The sequence below is a fragment of the Actinotalea sp. C106 genome, assembly GCF_023630195.1.
In the GTDB taxonomy this organism is placed as follows: Bacteria; Actinomycetota; Actinomycetes; order Actinomycetales; family Cellulomonadaceae; genus Actinotalea.
In genome coordinates this window covers 1-14718 of the sequence record NZ_JALPKN010000054.1, presented here as the reverse complement: position 1 = coordinate 14718, position 14718 = coordinate 1, and the positions used below count along the sequence as shown (strand labels likewise).

The 14718-nt window shown below is 72.6% G+C and carries 18 protein-coding genes; 5 read left to right on the top strand and 13 right to left on the bottom strand.

Annotated elements, in window-relative coordinates; genetic code table 11:
* From L0B03_RS05875 to L0B03_RS05860, 4 genes are all read left to right on the top strand, one after another.
* The coding region (locus tag L0B03_RS05875) for a metal ABC transporter ATP-binding protein (RefSeq protein ID WP_250444743.1) at window positions 1-517 on the top strand (517 nt) is incomplete at its 5' end.
* Window positions 517-1428: a metal ABC transporter permease gene (locus L0B03_RS05870; RefSeq protein ID WP_250444740.1), complete on the top strand. Its 912-nt coding sequence runs from the start codon at window positions 517-519 to the stop codon at window positions 1426-1428. The genes L0B03_RS05875 and L0B03_RS05870, both read left to right, overlap by 1 nt.
* Before the next feature lie 42 nt (window positions 1429-1470).
* Window positions 1471-1863 (top strand): Fur family transcriptional regulator, encoded by a 393-nt coding sequence (locus L0B03_RS05865; RefSeq protein WP_250444746.1) that lies wholly within the window; start codon window positions 1471-1473, stop codon window positions 1861-1863.
* Complete coding sequence (locus L0B03_RS05860) at window positions 1864-2388, top strand: hypothetical protein (protein ID WP_250444738.1); 525 nt, start codon at window positions 1864-1866, stop codon at window positions 2386-2388.
* Window positions 2389-2422: 34 nt separating this feature from the next.
* Here L0B03_RS05860 and L0B03_RS05855 read toward each other — a convergent pair whose 3' ends face one another.
* From L0B03_RS05855 to L0B03_RS05820, 8 genes are all read right to left on the bottom strand, one after another.
* Window positions 2423-3250, bottom strand: a complete 828-nt coding sequence (locus L0B03_RS05855) for an isoprenyl transferase (RefSeq protein WP_250444736.1) — start codon at window positions 3248-3250, stop codon at window positions 2423-2425.
* Window positions 3250-3981 carry a DNA repair protein RecO gene (recO, locus tag L0B03_RS05850; protein WP_250444733.1) on the bottom strand — a complete coding sequence of 244 codons (732 nt, stop codon included), beginning with the start codon at window positions 3979-3981 and terminating at the stop codon, window positions 3250-3252. The genes L0B03_RS05855 and recO overlap by 1 nt, the downstream gene beginning before the upstream one ends.
* Window positions 3982-4024: 43 nt before the next feature.
* Entirely contained in the window at window positions 4025-5731 is a 1707-nt protein-coding gene (gene leuA / locus L0B03_RS05845) for a 2-isopropylmalate synthase (protein WP_250444744.1), read from the bottom strand.
* A gap of 262 nt (window positions 5732-5993) precedes the next feature.
* Window positions 5994-7487, bottom strand: a complete 1494-nt coding sequence (locus L0B03_RS05840) for a S9 family peptidase (RefSeq protein WP_250444731.1) — start codon at window positions 7485-7487, stop codon at window positions 5994-5996.
* Between the two features lie 57 nt (window positions 7488-7544).
* The gene (gene era, locus L0B03_RS05835; RefSeq protein WP_250444730.1) at window positions 7545-8480 is read right to left on the bottom strand and encodes a GTPase Era; all 936 of its coding nucleotides are present in this window, start codon (window positions 8478-8480) and stop codon (window positions 7545-7547) included.
* A 64-nt stretch (window positions 8481-8544) separates the two neighbouring features.
* Complete coding sequence (ybeY, locus tag L0B03_RS05830; RefSeq protein WP_250444728.1) at window positions 8545-8997, bottom strand: rRNA maturation RNase YbeY; 453 nt, start codon at window positions 8995-8997, stop codon at window positions 8545-8547.
* Window positions 8994-10016: a PhoH family protein gene (locus L0B03_RS05825; RefSeq protein ID WP_250444726.1), complete on the bottom strand. Its 1023-nt coding sequence runs from the start codon at window positions 10014-10016 to the stop codon at window positions 8994-8996. Before L0B03_RS05825 ends, ybeY begins: the two co-directional genes overlap by 4 nt.
* Complete coding sequence (locus L0B03_RS05820; protein WP_250444724.1) at window positions 10013-10381, bottom strand: HIT domain-containing protein; 369 nt, start codon at window positions 10379-10381, stop codon at window positions 10013-10015. The genes L0B03_RS05825 and L0B03_RS05820 overlap by 4 nt, the downstream gene beginning before the upstream one ends.
* Window positions 10382-10469: 88 nt before the next feature.
* On the opposite strand from L0B03_RS05820, the gene L0B03_RS05815 reads away from it, so the two are divergent.
* Window positions 10470-11003, top strand: a complete 534-nt coding sequence (locus L0B03_RS05815) for a Gmad2 immunoglobulin-like domain-containing protein (protein WP_250444722.1) — start codon at window positions 10470-10472, stop codon at window positions 11001-11003.
* 6 nt (window positions 11004-11009) lie between these two features.
* Here the strand turns inward: L0B03_RS05815 and L0B03_RS05810 are convergent, their stop codons facing one another.
* The 5 genes from L0B03_RS05810 to L0B03_RS05790 all read right to left on the bottom strand — a co-directional run.
* Complete coding sequence (locus L0B03_RS05810; RefSeq protein ID WP_250444720.1) at window positions 11010-11774, bottom strand: 16S rRNA (uracil(1498)-N(3))-methyltransferase; 765 nt, start codon at window positions 11772-11774, stop codon at window positions 11010-11012.
* Window positions 11771-12910, bottom strand: a complete 1140-nt coding sequence (gene dnaJ, locus L0B03_RS05805) for a molecular chaperone DnaJ (protein ID WP_250444717.1) — start codon at window positions 12908-12910, stop codon at window positions 11771-11773. Before dnaJ ends, L0B03_RS05810 begins: the two co-directional genes overlap by 4 nt.
* Window positions 12911-12950: 40 nt before the next feature.
* Window positions 12951-13970 carry a heat-inducible transcriptional repressor HrcA gene (hrcA, locus tag L0B03_RS05800; protein ID WP_250444715.1) on the bottom strand — a complete coding sequence of 340 codons (1020 nt, stop codon included), beginning with the start codon at window positions 13968-13970 and terminating at the stop codon, window positions 12951-12953.
* Between the two features lie 169 nt (window positions 13971-14139).
* Window positions 14140-14313, bottom strand: a complete 174-nt coding sequence (locus tag L0B03_RS05795; protein ID WP_250444713.1) for a DUF1059 domain-containing protein — start codon at window positions 14311-14313, stop codon at window positions 14140-14142.
* 95 nt (window positions 14314-14408) lie between these two features.
* Window positions 14409-14718, bottom strand: a 310-nt coding sequence (locus tag L0B03_RS05790) for a hypothetical protein (RefSeq protein ID WP_250444711.1), incomplete at its 5' end; no start/stop codon positions are given.

Below are 14718 nucleotides of genomic sequence, written 5' to 3'. Positions count from 1 at the left end.
CGTGCCCGCCACCGCGGCCGAGGTCGTGATGTCGGGCACCACCCACGGCCGCCGGCTGCTTCCCCCGCGCGACCCCCGCTCCCGCGCCCAGGCCGCTCTCGAGGGCGTCGGCCTGGCCGACCGGGCCGACGACGCCGTGCGCGACCTGTCCGGCGGGCAGCAGCAGCGGGTGCTCATCGCCCGGGCCCTCGTGCGCCAGCCTGACCTGCTCGTCCTGGACGAACCCGTCGCGGGTGTCGACCTGCCCAGCCAGGAGGCCTTCGCCGGGGCACTGCGCGATCTCGCCGGTCGCGGCACGACCATCCTCGTGGTGCTGCACGAGCTCGGGGCCCTCGCCCCTCTCGTGCAGCGAGCGGTGGTGCTGCGGCACGGTGCCGTGGTGCACGACGGCGCCCCACCCCCGGCTCGGGGCGAGCACGCCGGCGCGGAGCACGAGCACATCCACCCCCATGCCGGGGACCGCGACCAGACCGACGAGCCCCAAGGGCTCGCCCCCTCGGTCCGTTGGAGGCCGTGATGATCGCCGAGCTGACCGGGATGCTGGCCGACCCCCTCATGCAGCGTGCCCTGGTCGCGGCGCTCCTGGTCGGCCTGGCAGCCCCCGTGATCGGGACCTACCTCGTCCAGCGCAGGCTGTCCCTCCTCGGCGACGGCATCGGGCACGTCGCCCTCACGGGTGTGGCCATCGGGTGGCTCGTGGGGAACGTCATGGGACTCACCGAGAGCGACGCCCTGGCCGTCCCCGGGGCGGTCGTGGCCGCCATCGTCGGAGCCGTCGCGATCGAGCTGGTGCGCGAGCGCGGCCGGACCAGCGGCGACGTCGCCCTGGCCCTGCTCTTCTACGGCGGCATCGCCGGCGGGGTGCTGATCATCTCGCAGGCCGGCGGGACCAGCGCCAACCTCATGGCCTACCTCTTCGGGTCCATCTCGACCGTCACCACCGGGGACGTGTGGCTGACCGTGGTCCTCTCGGTCCTCGTGCTGCTCGTCGGCGTCGGATTGCGGACCGCGCTGTTCGCCATCTGCCACGACGAGGAGTTCGCCCGCGCCGCCGGCCTGCCGGTCCGCGCCCTGAACATCACCATCGCCGTGATCGCCGCCCTGACGGTCACCGTGGCGATGAGGGTGGTGGGGCTGCTCCTGGTGAGCGCGCTGATGATCGTGCCTGTCGCGGTCGCGCAGCTCGTGACCTCCTCGTTCCGCCGTACGATGGCTACAGCCATGGGGCTCGGCGTCGTGGTCTGCGTGAGCGGGCTGTCGATCACCTACTGGCAGGATGTCTCCCCGGGGGCCATGATCGTGGTCCTCGCGATCGCGGTGTACGCCGTGGTCGCGGTCGGCAGGAGCCTGATCGGGGTGACGCGCCGCCGCAGCCCCCACGACCCGCACCCGCAGGTCGCCGACGACGTCCATCTCACCCCGCGGTGAGGTGCACCACGTCGGACCGGTGATCAGCACAGGAGGACGATGATGCAGCGCATGACCCGTCAGCGGTCCGCCGTGACGGAGCTGCTCGCCGATGTCGAGGACTTCCGCAGCGCGCAGCAGCTCCACGAGCTGCTGCGCGGCCAGGGCAACGGCATCGGGCTCGCCACCGTGTACCGGACGCTGCAGTCCCTCGCCGACGGCGGCGAGGTCGACGTGCTGCGCACCGGGGACGGCGAGGCGCTGTACCGGCGGTGCGAGCGTCGCGAGCACCACCACCACCTCGTGTGCCGTCGCTGCGGTGCGACGGTCGAGATCGACGGCCCGACGGTCGAGACCTGGGCCGCCCAGGTCGGCACCGCCCACGGCTTCACCGAGATCGAGCACACCATCGAGCTCACGGGGACCTGCGCGCGCTGCGCCGCCGAGGAGGCCTGAGTGCCCGTCTGGATCCGGGAGGGTCCGTTCGCCCTGGTCTACGGGTTCCTCCTGGTCGTGGTGTTCTGCCGCGCCCAAGGCACCTACTGGCTGGGCCGGGCCGTCGCGGCCGGAGCACTCCGGTCACGGTGGTCCGCCGCGATGTCCGGGCCGCGCATGACGCGGGCCGTGGCCGCGATCGACCGGTGGGGCCTGCCGGTGATCCCGCTCTCCTTCCTCACCGTGGGCTTCCAGACCACCGTCAACGCCGCCGCCGGGTTCCTGCGGATCCGGTGGGTGCGCTACACGGTCGCGATGGTCCCCGGCTGCCTCGCCTGGGCTCTCATCTACACCGTCGGCGGTCTCGCTGCCTTCGAGGCGGGGGCTGCCCTCCTCGCCCGCTCCCCCTGGGCGCTGGCCGTCGGGGTGCTCCTCGTCTTCCTGGTGGGCGCGGGCCTCGTGCGGCGACGCCGTCGGTCTCGGACGCAGCGGGACGAGGTCGGTGCGCTGCATGCGACCAGCTCGGCGCCACCTGGAGCCCCCTGACGGCACGCACCCGACTCGCGCGAGGTGCTGAACCTCAGCTGCTGGCGCGGTCGACCGCGCCGCCGTAGCGGCGGTCCCGACGTGCGTAGGTCTCCACCGCGCGCCAGAGGTGGCGGCGGTCGACGTCTGGCCAGTACTCCTCGAGGAAGACCAGCTCGGCGTACGCGGCCTGCCAGATCATGAAGTTGGAGATGCGCTGCTCGCCCGAGGTGCGCAGGAAGAGGTCGACGTCCGGCAGGTCGGGCTCGTCCAGGTGGCGCGCGATGGCACGTTCGTCGACCCGCTCGGCCGAGAGGCGCCCGGCCGCGACCTCGCGGGCGATCTCCCGCGCGGCGTCGGCGATCTCCGCCCGGCCCCCGTAGTTGACGCACATGGTCAGGGTGCACACGTCGTTGTCCCGCGTGAGCTCCTCGGCGGTCTCGAGCTCGGTGATGACCGAGCGCCACAGACGAGGACGACGACCGGCCCAGCGCACCCGGACCCCCCACGCGTGCATGGTGTCCCGCTGGCGTCGCAGCACGTCGCGGTTGAACCCCATGAGGAAGCGGACCTCCTCGGGGGACCTCGACCAGTTCTCGGTCGAGAAGGCGTACGCCGACACGTGCCTGACGCCGATCTCGATCGCCCCCGCGACGACGTCCAGCAGCGCGGCCTCCCCCGCGGCATGGCCCTCGGTCCGGGGCAGCCCCCGGGCGTTGGCCCACCGGCCGTTGCCGTCCATCACGATCGCCACGTGCCGAGGGACGAGCTCGCGCGGGACGGCAGGCGGCGTCTCCCCCGAGGGGTGCGGGGGCGGGGCGACGACCACGTGGGGCTCGGTCGTGCCGCGCCGTGCCGCCCTACCTCGTCGTCGCTCGGCCATCAGACCCTCTCCACCATCCGCAGGGAGCGCAGACCGCGCTCGAGATGGAACTGCAGGAAGGCAGCCACCAGGCCGTTGCCCTCCCGACGGTGCCTCTCGTCGCTCGTGTCGGCGACCTCCCAGGTCCCGCTCAGCAGGGCTGCCAGGAGCACGAGGGTCTCGGGGGCGGGCGAGGCCGCACCCGGCGGACGGCAGGCCGAGCACACGGCCCCACCCGATCCCACCGCGAAGGAGCGGTGGGGGCCTTCGGCCCCGCACCTCGCGCAGTCGATGAAGGACGGCGCCCAGCCCGCCACCGCGAGGGCACGGAGCAGGTAGGCGTCCAGCACGAGCCCGGCGGCGTGCTCACGCCCCGCCAGGGAGCGCAGGGCCGAGGCGAGCAGCACGAACTGCTGCACCGAGGGCTCGTGCTCGGCCTCGACCAACCTGTCGGCGGTCTCGAGCATGGCCGCCCCGGCGGTGTAGAGCCCGTAGTCCCGACCGATCACCTGCGCGAAGGACCCCAAGGTCTCGACCTGCGTCACGACGTCGAGGCTGCGACCGGTGTACAGCTGCACGTCGATCAGCATGAAGGGCTCGAGCCGGGAGCCGAAGCGCGACGACGTGCGCCGCACCCCCTTGCCGACCGCACGCACCTTCCCGTGGTGACGGGTCAGCAGGGTCACGATGCGGTCGGCCTCCCCCAGCTTCTGGGCGCGGAGCACGACGGCCTCGTCTCGGTACAGGCTCACCCGAGCATCATCCCTCCCCGAGGGCCCCTGTGGTGGGAGGTGATCAGCGCAGCGCGCGGTTGACGGCGGAGATGATCGCCTTGAACGAGGCCGTCGTGATGGACGGGTCGATGCCGGCCCCCCACAGGACCTTGTCCCCCACCGCGCACTCGACGTAGGCGGCCGCCACCGCGTCGCCCCCCGTCGAGAGCGCGTGCTCGGCGTAGTCGAGGACCTCGACCCGCTGGCCCACGCTCGCCAGCGCGTGCACGAAGGCGTCGATCGGGCCGTTGCCCTCGCCCTCGAGGGTGCGCGGGGAGCCGTGGTCGATCATGTCGATCGAGAGACGGTCCGGTCCGTCCTCACTGCTGATGGTGCGGCTGCCGCGCAGGTCGAAGCGACCCCAGGGCTCGAGGCCGGTGTCAGGCTCGACCGGCAGGTACTCGTCGGAGAACAGCCGCCAGAGGTGCTCGGCGGTGACCTCCTGACCGTGCGCGTCGGTGTGCCGCTGGACCGCATGGGAGAACTCGATCTGCAGGCGACGCGGCAGGTCCAGGTTGCGCTCGGTGCGCAGCAGGTACGCCATCCCGCCCTTGCCGGACTGGGAGTTGACGCGGATCACGGCCTCGTAGCTGCGGCCGACGTCCTTCGGGTCGATCGGCAGGTACGGCACGGCCCAGGTCAGCTCGTCGACCGGCACCCCGGCCGCGCCAGCCCGGGCCGCCATCGCGTCGAGGCCCTTCTTGATGGCGTCCTGGTGCGAGCCCGAGAAGGCTGTGAACACCAGATCGCCGCCGTAGGGGTGGCGCTCACCGACCGGCAGCTGGTTGCAGTGCTCGACCGTCCGCCGGATCCGGTCGATGTCCGAGAAGTCGATCTGCGGATCGATGCCCTGGCTCGCGAGGTTCATGCCCAGGGTCACCAGGCACACGTTGCCGGTCCGCTCGCCGTTGCCGAACAGGCAGCCCTCGATGCGGTCGGCCCCTGCCAGGTAGCCCAGCTCGGCGGCGGCGACCCCCGTGCCCCGGTCGTTGTGGGGGTGCAGGGACAGCACGACGTTCTCGCGGTGGTCCAGGTGCCGGCTCATCCACTCGATCGAGTCGGCGTAGACGTTGGGCGTGGCCATCTCGACCGTGGCGGGCAGGTTGATGATGACCTTGCGCTCGGGGGTCGGCTCGAGGACGTCCAGCACCGCGTTGCAGATCCGGGCGGCGAACTCGAGCTCGGTCCCGGTGTACGACTCGGGCGAGTACTCGTAGTACACCTCGGTCTCGGGGATGTTCTCCTCGAACTTGCGGCACAGCCGGGCACCCTCGAGGGCGATGTCGACGATGCCGTCCTCGTCGGAGCGGAAGACGACCTCGCGCTGCAGCACCGAGGTCGAGTTGTACAGGTGCACGATCGCCTGCTTGGCCCCGGCGATCGCCTCGTAGGTGCGCTCGATCAGGTGCTCGCGGGACTGGGTCAGCACCTGGATGACGACGTCGTCGGGGATGCGGCCGGTCTCGATCAGCATCCGGACGAAGTCGAAGTCGGTCTGCGAGGCCGACGGGAAGCCGACCTCGATCTCCTTGTATCCCATCGAGACCAGCAGCTCGAACATCTGGAGCTTGCGGTCGGGGCTCATCGGCTCGATCAGGGCCTGGTTGCCGTCGCGGAGGTCCACCGCGCACCAGCGCGGGGCCTGCTCCATACGACGTGAGGGCCAGGTGCGATCGGGGAGGTCCACACGGATCTGCTCGTGGAAGGGCCGGTACTTGTGCACCGGCATGGGCGACGGGCGCTGCGCGTTGCGCTCGGCGTAGGGCAGAGCCGACGACGGCTGCGTGGGGTCCTGCTGGTGCTGGGGTGCTACGGAGCTCATGAGACGTCCTTCGTGGCGGGAGTCGGGGGGCTGACCGGCACACCGACCACCGCGACGAGGGACCGGTCCGTCAGACCTCGTCGCGGCGACGAAGGAGCAGCCCAGGCTGCACGGTCACGCGCACGCCAGACACTCTAACGCCTCGTGCCGGGATCTGGCCTCCGCCGTCTCACCACAGGCTCGGGAAGACACCCCAGTAGGCCAGCGAGAGCAGCAGCAGGACCGAGCCGACGACGGTGCTGGCCAGGGTCCACTCCCCCGCGACGGTCTGCGCAGCGGACTCCGAGCCGCGGCGTCGCCCGTCGAGGATCCGGTAGATCAAGACCACGCCCGCCACGACCGTGGCGATCCCCAGCATCCGCAGCCCGAGCCAGCCGCCCTGCACGACGAAGGTGCTCGACCGGTAGTTCTGGGCCATGTTGGCGACGACCAGGAGGTACGCGACCAGCGCGAGGAAGGTGACCACCGTCCCCGCTCCCATGGCCACCAGCGGGCCGAGCACGCCGTCGGCGAGGGTCCGACCACGACGGCCCCGCAGCCGCCGGACCAGCCACACCACCGGACCGGTCAGGAGGGTGAGGAGCGCCGTGACGAGGACGGCGACGATGAGGTCGCCCTCGGCGAACCATCGGGGCCTCTCGACCGGCTCGGCCAGGAACCGCTGGTAGGGCTCGGCCCCCGCGACCTTGGGCGCGGCGTCCGCCGAGGCGGGCAGGGCCTGGACCCAGGCGCTGAGGTCCCGTGCGAAGTCCGGGAGCAGGTCGCCGTCGACCCGGATGCCGTGGTCGGCACCCTCGTAGTAGCGCACCGTCCAGCCGTCGTTGTCGGCGACCTCGAGGTCCTCGACCAGCTCGAGCGCCCCCTGGACGGTCGGCATGGCCGCGTCGCCCGTGCCGTAGACCATCAGCACAGGTTGGCGCATCCGCTGCTGGAAGGGCGTGACGTCGAACCGTCCGTACTCGAACCCACCCCCGGGGAAGTCCATCCCGACGAAGCGGGGGATGGACCGCAGCAGCTCGACGGGCACGCCGGTCTCACGCAGGTAGGAGTCGACCGCGAAGGCGGCCTGCTGCCGCGGGGGCACCACGGGGGCGGCGACCAGCACCACGAAGGACACCGCGGGGTTGTCGGCGGCCATCACGGGCACGATCCACCCGCCCTCGCTCTCGCCGTAGACGCCGACCCGGGCCGGGTCCACCCCGGGCAGGTCGCGCAGGATGGTGACGCTGCGCAGGTAGTCGTTGGCCATCGCGGTGTAGTCGCGGTCGCGGGTGGAGTACGTGTCCAGACGCTTGTTGGGCACCATCGCGACGACACCCGAGGAGGCCAGGGCCTCGGCCTGGGCGAGGAAGGCCTGCTCGTAGCGCCCGGTGCCGGCGCCGTGCACGAACACCACCCCCGGCCGCAGGCCCGGCGCCCCGAGCGGCTCGCTGATCCTCGCCTCGACCTCGACCCCGGCGAGCTCGACCGAGACGATCGAGGTCGCGACCTCGTAGGTGCCGACGGGCTGTGCGTCCTGGGCTCCGCCGATCGAGGTGTCAGGGCTCTCGACGTCGATCGTCTCGGTCATGGGCACCGGGTCCCAGCCAGGGCCCGACACCGCGCCGAGGAGTCCGAGCACCACGACGGCGACCGCGCTGGACAGAGCGATCCGGTAGCGCACCCCGGGAGTCTAGTCAGTCACCCGAGCACGTCCGTCGCCCGTCGGACCAGCCGTGCCTCAGAACCCCAGCTTTCGGAGCTGCTTGGGGTCGCGCTGCCAGTCCTTCGCGATCTTGACGTGCAGGTCGAGGTAGACCTTGGCGCCGAGAAGGGCCTCGATCCCCTTCCGCGCCTGGCTGCCGACCTCGCGCAGCCGCGAGCCGGCCTTGCCGATGATGATCGCCTTCTGGCTGTCCCGCTCCACGAAGAGGTGCACGCGGACGTCCAGGAAGGGCGGCGAGCCGTCGGACCCGTCCCGACCCTCCCGCGGGGTGATCTCGTCGACGACCACCGCCAAGGAGTGGGGAAGCTCGTCGCGCACCCCCTCGAGGGCGGCCTCGCGGACCAGCTCGGCCACCATGACAGCCTCGGGCTCGTCGGTCAGCTCGCCGTCCGGGTACAGCGCCGGCCCCGGGGGGAGGTGCCCCACGAGGACGTCGACCAGGGTGTCGACCTGGTAGCCGCCGACCGCGCTGACCGGCACGATGTCCGCCCACTCGCCGAGCTCTGCGATCGCCATGAGGTGCTCGGCCAGGCGACCCTTGGGGACCAGGTCGGACTTGGTGGCGACCGCCACGACCGGGGTCGCCGCCCTGCTCTCGGCCAGGGAGGTCAGCTGCTGGGCGATGTAACGGTCCCCCGGCCCGACGCGCTGGTCGGAGGGCAGGCAGAACACGACCGCGTCGACCTCGCTCAGGGTGTCACGCACCAGGTCGTTGAGCCGCTCGCCGAGCAACGTGCGCGGACGGTGCAGGCCGGGGGTGTCGACGAGCACCACCTGCGCGTCGGGGCGGTGCACGATGCCGCGCACGACGTGCCGTGTCGTCTGCGGCCGGCCCGAGGTGATCGCGACCTTCTGCCCGACGATCGCGTTCGTCAGGGTGGACTTGCCGGCGTTGGGGCGGCCCACGACGCAGACGAAGCCGGAGCGGAAGGGTGGGGGCGTGCCCGTCATCGGAGGGCTCCTCGGGGGTCTGGTGGGGGTGTGCGCGTGGGGGCGGGTGCGGGGCGGCCCGCGGTCATCGCCCGGCGAGGAAGGTGAGCAGGAGCTGGCGCTGCAGCGCGAACATCTCCTTCTCCTCCTCGGGCTCGGCGTGGTCGTAGCCGAGCAGGTGCAGGATGCCGTGGGTGGTCAGGAGGAGGAGCTCCTCGGCGGTCGAGTGCCCCGCGGCGCGGGCCTGGGCGGCCGCGACCTCGGGGCACAGCACGACGTCGCCCAGCAGACCGGCGGGGGTCGGGTCGCCGTCGGTGCCGGGGCGCAGCTCGTCCATCGGGAAGGAGAGCACGTCGGTGGGGCCGGGCTCGTCCATCCACTGCACGTGCAGCTCGGTCATCACCTCGGTGCCGACCAGCAGGACCGAGAGCTCGGTCTGCGGGTGCACGTGCATCGCGTCCAGGACGTGCCGTCCCAGCGCCGCGAACTCGGCCTCGTCGACCGCGAAGCCTGACTCGTTGTTGACCTCGATGCTCATCGCGCTCTCCCTGGTCCTGACGCGCGCTGCTCGTCCCAGGTCGCGTAGGCGTCGATGATGTCGCCGACCAGGCGGTGGCGGACGACGTCGGCCGAGGTGAGGCGGCAGAACTCGACGTCCTCGACCGTGCCGAGGATGTCCTCGACGACCCGCAGACCCGAGGTCGTCCCGCCCGGGAGGTCGACCTGCGTGACGTCTCCGGTGACCACCATGGTCGAGCCGAAGCCGAGGCGGGTGAGGAACATCTTCATCTGCTCGGTCGAGGTGTTCTGCGCCTCGTCGAGGATGATGAAGGCGTCGTTGAGGGTACGGCCACGCATGTACGCCAGGGGGGCCACCTCGACCGTCCCGGCCTCCATGAGACGAGGGATCGAGTCCGGGTCGACCATGTCGTGCAGGGCGTCGTACAGGGGCCTCAGGTACGGGTCGATCTTGTCGCTCAGGCTCCCCGGCAGGAAGCCGAGCCGTTCACCGGCCTCGACCGCCGGCCGGGTGAGCACGATCCGGTTCACCTGCTTGGCCTGGAGCGCCTGCACGGCCTTGGCCATCGCGAGGTACGTCTTGCCCGTGCCGGCCGGCCCGATGCCGAAGGTCACCGTGTGCCGGTCGATCGCGTCGACGTACGCCTTCTGCCCGACGGTCTTGGGGCGGATCGTCCGCCCACGGCTCGACAGGATGTTCTGGGTGAGGACCTCGGCCGGGCTGCTCGCCGTCGCCGCGGTGAGCATCGCGACCGAACGCTCCACGACGTCGGCCGTGAGCTGGGCACCGCTCGTGGCGACCTCGAGGAGCTCGTCGAGCAGCCGGGCCACGAGGGCGACCTCGGCAGGAGGGCCGTCGAGGGTGATCTCGTCCCCGCGGGCGTGCACCCGCACGGACGGGAAGCCCCGCTCGACGGCGCGCAGCACCTCGTCCCCCGGGCCGAGGAGGGCGACGGCAGGCAGGTGGGAGGGCACCACGATGAGGTGCTCGACGCGGGTGCGGGCGGCCGGGCGTCGCGCTGCTGATCCCTCGCTCACGCGTTGATCCGTCCGAGCTCGACGCCGCCGAGCACGTGCGCATGGACGTGGAAGACCGACTGGCCGGCACTCGGGCCGGTGTTGAACACGAGCCTGAACTGCCCCCCGGACTCGTCCGAGGCGACCAGCTCGGCCAAGGAGACCACCTCGGCCAGCAGCGCCGGGTCGGCCGCGGCGAGCTGGGCGACGTCGGCGTGGTGGTCTCGTGGTACCACCAGCACGTGCAGGGGAGCCTGCGGGTCGATGTCCCGGAAGGCGACCGCTGCCGGGTTCTCAGCGACCACCGTCGCCGGTACCGCCCCCGCCACGATCCGGCAGAAGAGGCAGTCCGGCGCGGTGAGCGGTGCGCTCTCGTTCGACGACATGCCGACAGGGTAGTGCCCCGGCCCGACGCCGGCCTGCGACGATGGCGACCTACGACCTCCGGCCGCGGCCGGGAGAACGGAGGCCGACGTGGCTCCTGCCCAGCCCCGCGCGCTGCGTGCCCTGGTGACCGGTGGAACCGTGGTGCTGCTGCTGACCGCCTGCCAGACGGGGGCGGAGGAGGTCGACCCCTCTGCGCCCCCCTCCCCGCCTGCGACCGAGGAGCCGACGTCGACCGCCGAGCCGACGCCCGAACCGACCGGGTCCGCGCCGGACCAGAGCGCCGAGGACGGGACGAGCACCCTCACCAACGGCGACAACTCGATCCTCGAGCCGTCCCCCGGCGCCGTCCTGCCCGGTCCAGACGTGACCGTGCGCGGTGAGGGGACCGCCTTCGAGGCGAACCTCAACTACCACGTGCTCCGCGCCGGTACCGAGGAGGTCGTCGGCGAGATCGGCTACACCATGGCCGGGGCCAACGGCGAGATCGGCCCCTGGGAGATCGACCTGACCCTCGACCCGGGCACCTACACCGTGCAGGTGTGGGAGCCGAACGTCTCCGACGGCGAGGGCGACACCGGGCCGTACATCGACCTGGTCGAGGTCACCTTCACGGTGGAGTGACCGCGCTCAGGTCCACCGGCCCAGTCGCTGGGCGAGCACCGCGACCGCCACCGGACCCGCCGTCGAGCTGCGCAGCACGTGCGGGCCCAGACGGACGACCTGGGCGCCGGCCTCGGTCAGGGACGCGACCTCGCGTTCGCTGACCCCGCCCTCGGGACCGACGACGACGAGCACCCGCGCTCCCCCGGCCGAGGGCAGTCCGACGTCTGCCACGGGCACCGAGCCCGCCTGGTCCAGGACGAGGGCCGCGCCCCCCTCGGTGAGGACCTCCCTCACGAGCCGGACGAGACCGGGACCGTCCTGCGCGGGGACGAGGTCGGGGACCCGCGCCCGACGGGACTGCTTGGCCGCGGCCCGCAGGCACGCGGCCCAGCGCGCGCGGTTCTTCGCCACGCGGTCCCCCCGCCAGACGACGATCGAGCGGTCGGCCTGCCACGGCACCACGACGTCGACACCGATCTCGGTCGCCGACTCGACGGCCATCTCGTCCCGCTGCCCCTTCGCGAGGGCCTGAACCAGGACGAGGCGCACCTCAGGGGCCGGCTCGTCGACCCGTTCGACGACGTCGAGCTCGAGCCCTCCCGCGGCCACGGCGAGGATCTGGCAGCGCAACCGGACCCCGGCGCCGTCGACCACGTCGATCCGCTCACCGGGCCCGCGGCGCTGCACGACCCCCGCGTGACGCCCCTCGGTCCCGCACAGCAGGTAGGTCGATCCCGCGACGTACTCGTCCAGGTTCCCCGGCTCGTCGAGGAAGACCGGTGCGCTCACCGGCCCGCGAACCGGTCGCGCAGCTTGGAGAACACCCCCGGGTGGGCCGGCGAGAGCCGCGAGGCGGGCCGCTCCTCGTCACGCAGCGCGGCGAGCTCGCGCAGCAGGCGCTCCTGCTCGACGTCCAGCCCGGTCGGCACCTGGACGTCGACGTGCACGTGCAGATCACCGCGGCCGCCGACGTGGAGGTGACCGACGCCGAGCCCGCGCTCGACGATGACCTGGTCGGGCTGGGTCCCCGGACGCACGTCGATGTCCCGCGAGCCGTCGAGGGTCTCGAGCTGGACGATCGTGCCGAGGGCCGCGGCCGTCATCGGGATCTCGAGGGTGCAGTGCAGGTCGTCGCCGCGGCGGACGAAGGTCTCGTGCCGCTTCTCGCGGATCTCCAGGTAGACGTCGCCGGCCGGTCCACCCGCGGGGCCGACCTCGCCCTGCCCGGTGAGCTTGATCCGGGTGCCCGTGTCGACCCCTGCCGGGACGTCCACGCTCAGGGTGCGACGGCTGCGCACCCTGCCCTCCCCCGAGCACTCGGTGCAGGGCTCGGGGATGACCGTGCCGAAGCCGTGGCACGCGGCGCACGGGCTCGAGGTCATCACCTGGCCGAGGAAGGAGCGCGCCACGCGCTGCACCACGCCCCGGCCACCGCACACGTCGCAGGTGCGCGGGGAGGTGCCCGGCCGGCAGCAGCTGCCCTGGCAGGTCGAGCAGAGCACGGCCGTGTCCACCGGGACCTCGCGGTGCGCACCGAAGGCGGCCTCGCGCAGCTCGATCTCGAGACGGACGAGGGCGTCCTGACCGCGGCGGGCGCGCGGCACGGGCCCGCGCTGCCCGCCGCCGCCCTGGCCCCCGCCGAAGAACGTCTCGAAGATGTCCTGGAAGCCGAACCCGGCGCCGAAGCCCGGGTCCCCACCGCCCCCCGGGGCCGAGGGGTCGACCCCACGGTCGTACATCTGACGCTTCTCGGGGTTCGACAGCACCTCGTAGGCCCGGGACACGTCCTTGAAGCGGTCCTCGGCCCCCTCGCCGGTGGCGACGTCGGGGTGGAGCTCGCGGGCGAGCCGCCGGTAGGCCTTCTTGATCTGCTCGGGGGTCGCGTCGGGGCTCACGCCGAGGACCTCGTAGTAGTTGCTGCTCACGTGTCGCTCTCTGCTGGGGTTCGGGCTGCGGGTGTGCGGGTCAGCCCGCGAGGATCCTGGACAGGTACCGGGCCACCGCGCGGACCGAGGCGATGGTCCCCGCGTAGTCCATGCGTGTGGGGCCGAGGGAGCCGATGCGGGCCAGGGCCTCGCCGTCTCCCCCGTAGCCCGTCGCCACGAAGGAGGTCTCGGCCAGCCCGGCGTGCTGGTTCTCGTGACCGATGCGCACCGTGACCCCGGCCGTGTCCTCGGCCATCTCGGTCAGCAGACGCAGGAGGACCACCTGCTCCTCGAGCGCCTCCAGCACGGGCCGGATGGTGAGGCTGAAGTCGGTCCCGCTGCGGGCCAGGTGCGAGGCCCCTGCCATGACGACGCGCTCCTCGGTCGCCTCGGCGAGGGTGTCCTCCACGACCCTGACCACGCGGTGGACCAGGGGTCGGTCCTCGGCCGCGAAGGCGAGGGCCATCTGCTCGAGGGGCTCGGGGAGGTCGACGAGGCGGCGTCCGGCCACCGCCGCGTTGAGCCTGGCGCGCAGCTCGGGCACCACGTGCTCGGCGACCGGTGCGTCGAGCTCGAGGGTCCGCTGCTCGACCCGACCGGTGTCGGTGATGATGACGACGAGCAGCCGGGTGTCACCGACCGGGACGAGCTCCAGGTGCCGCAGCGCCGAGCGCCGCAACGAGGGGTACTGCACGACGGCGACCTGCTGGGTGAGCTGCGAGAGCAGACGCACCGAGCGGTCGACCACGTCGTCCAGGTCGACCGCGTCCGCGAGGAACTGCTGGATCGCACGGCGCTCGGGCGAGGACAAGGGCTTGATCGTGGACAGCCGGTCCACGAACATCCGGTAGCCCTTGTCGGTGGGCACCCGTCCCGCCGAGGTGTGCGGCTGAGCGATGAACCCGGCCTCCTCGAGGGCCGCCATGTCGTTGCGGATCGTGGCGGGAGAGACGCCCAGGGCGTGCCGTTCGACGAGGACCCGTGAGCCGACCGGCTCCTGGGTCTGCACGTAGTCCTCGACGATGGCGCGCAGCACGTCGAGCCTGCGGTCGTCGCTCATGGCACCTCCCGTCCTGCCGTCGTGGTGGCCCTGCCCGCCCCCTGGGTCAGGTGACCGGCGGGTCGGGCGGCGCTCGTGCGCGAGCTCTGGGCACGCCCAGGGCATGGCACTCACCGACCCGGAGTGCTAATCCTACGACGGGAGGACCGGAAGGCCCAGGTCGGGGCTCTCAGGCGGCGGGCACCATGTGCTCACGCACGGCCGAGACGAGCTCGGGGGTGATCGTGGTGATGCCGTGGTCCGCGGTCGCGTGCCGGCCGACGGCGCCGAGGATCTCGTCGTCGGAGCCGTGGAAGGCGGCGGTGCAGCCGGGCACGACGTCGCCGCAGCGGAAGGTCTTCATGGTTCCTCCAGGGGGTGGACGGACCCGCGGGGTGCGGGGTCCGAGATCGTGGCGCGGGGGGGGCCGCGAGGGGTGGCCGGGGCTCCGCAGAGCCGTCATCGCGCCACCTCGAGGCCACCGCGGCGGCTCCCGACGAGGTCGTCGACCAGGCTCGCGATGCTCATGGTGCCCAGCACCCTGCCTCGTGAGTCGGTGCAGACCACCGAGGCGTGCTGGAGCCCGGCGGGGCGGGCCATCGCCCGCGTCAGCACGTCGGAGGGCGCGGCGCTCGGCGCCACGACCAGGGCCTGCAGGCGGTGCAGGGTGCCGTCAGGGCCCGGCCCGACCACCGCCGTCGGCCCGCCGCGTCCGTCGCCGTGCGCGTCCCCGCGCGTGCCGGGCCCTGGCTCCCAGTCGGCCGCAAGC

Bases quoted from the DNA above. Each gene is read 5' to 3' on its own strand.
- L0B03_RS05870 (WP_250444740.1), top strand. From the start codon at position 517: ATGATCGCCGAGCTGACCGGGATGCTGGCCGACCCCCTCATGCAGCGT.
- L0B03_RS05865 (WP_250444746.1), top strand. From the start codon at position 1,471: ATGCAGCGCATGACCCGTCAGCGGTCCGCCGTGACGGAGCTGCTCGCC.
- L0B03_RS05855 (WP_250444736.1), bottom strand. From the start codon at position 3,250: ATGGCCGAGCGACGACGAGGTAGGGCGGCACGGCGCGGCACGACCGAG.
- leuA (WP_250444744.1), bottom strand. From the start codon at position 5,731: ATGCCGGTGCACAAGTACCGGCCCTTCCACGAGCAGATCCGTGTGGAC.
- era (WP_250444730.1), bottom strand. From the start codon at position 8,480: ATGACGGGCACGCCCCCACCCTTCCGCTCCGGCTTCGTCTGCGTCGTG.
- ybeY (WP_250444728.1), bottom strand. From the start codon at position 8,997: ATGAGCATCGAGGTCAACAACGAGTCAGGCTTCGCGGTCGACGAGGCC.
- L0B03_RS05820 (WP_250444724.1), bottom strand. From the start codon at position 10,381: ATGTCGTCGAACGAGAGCGCACCGCTCACCGCGCCGGACTGCCTCTTC.
- hrcA (WP_250444715.1), bottom strand. From the start codon at position 13,970: ATGAGCGACGACCGCAGGCTCGACGTGCTGCGCGCCATCGTCGAGGAC.
- L0B03_RS05795 (WP_250444713.1), bottom strand. From the start codon at position 14,313: ATGAAGACCTTCCGCTGCGGCGACGTCGTGCCCGGCTGCACCGCCGCC.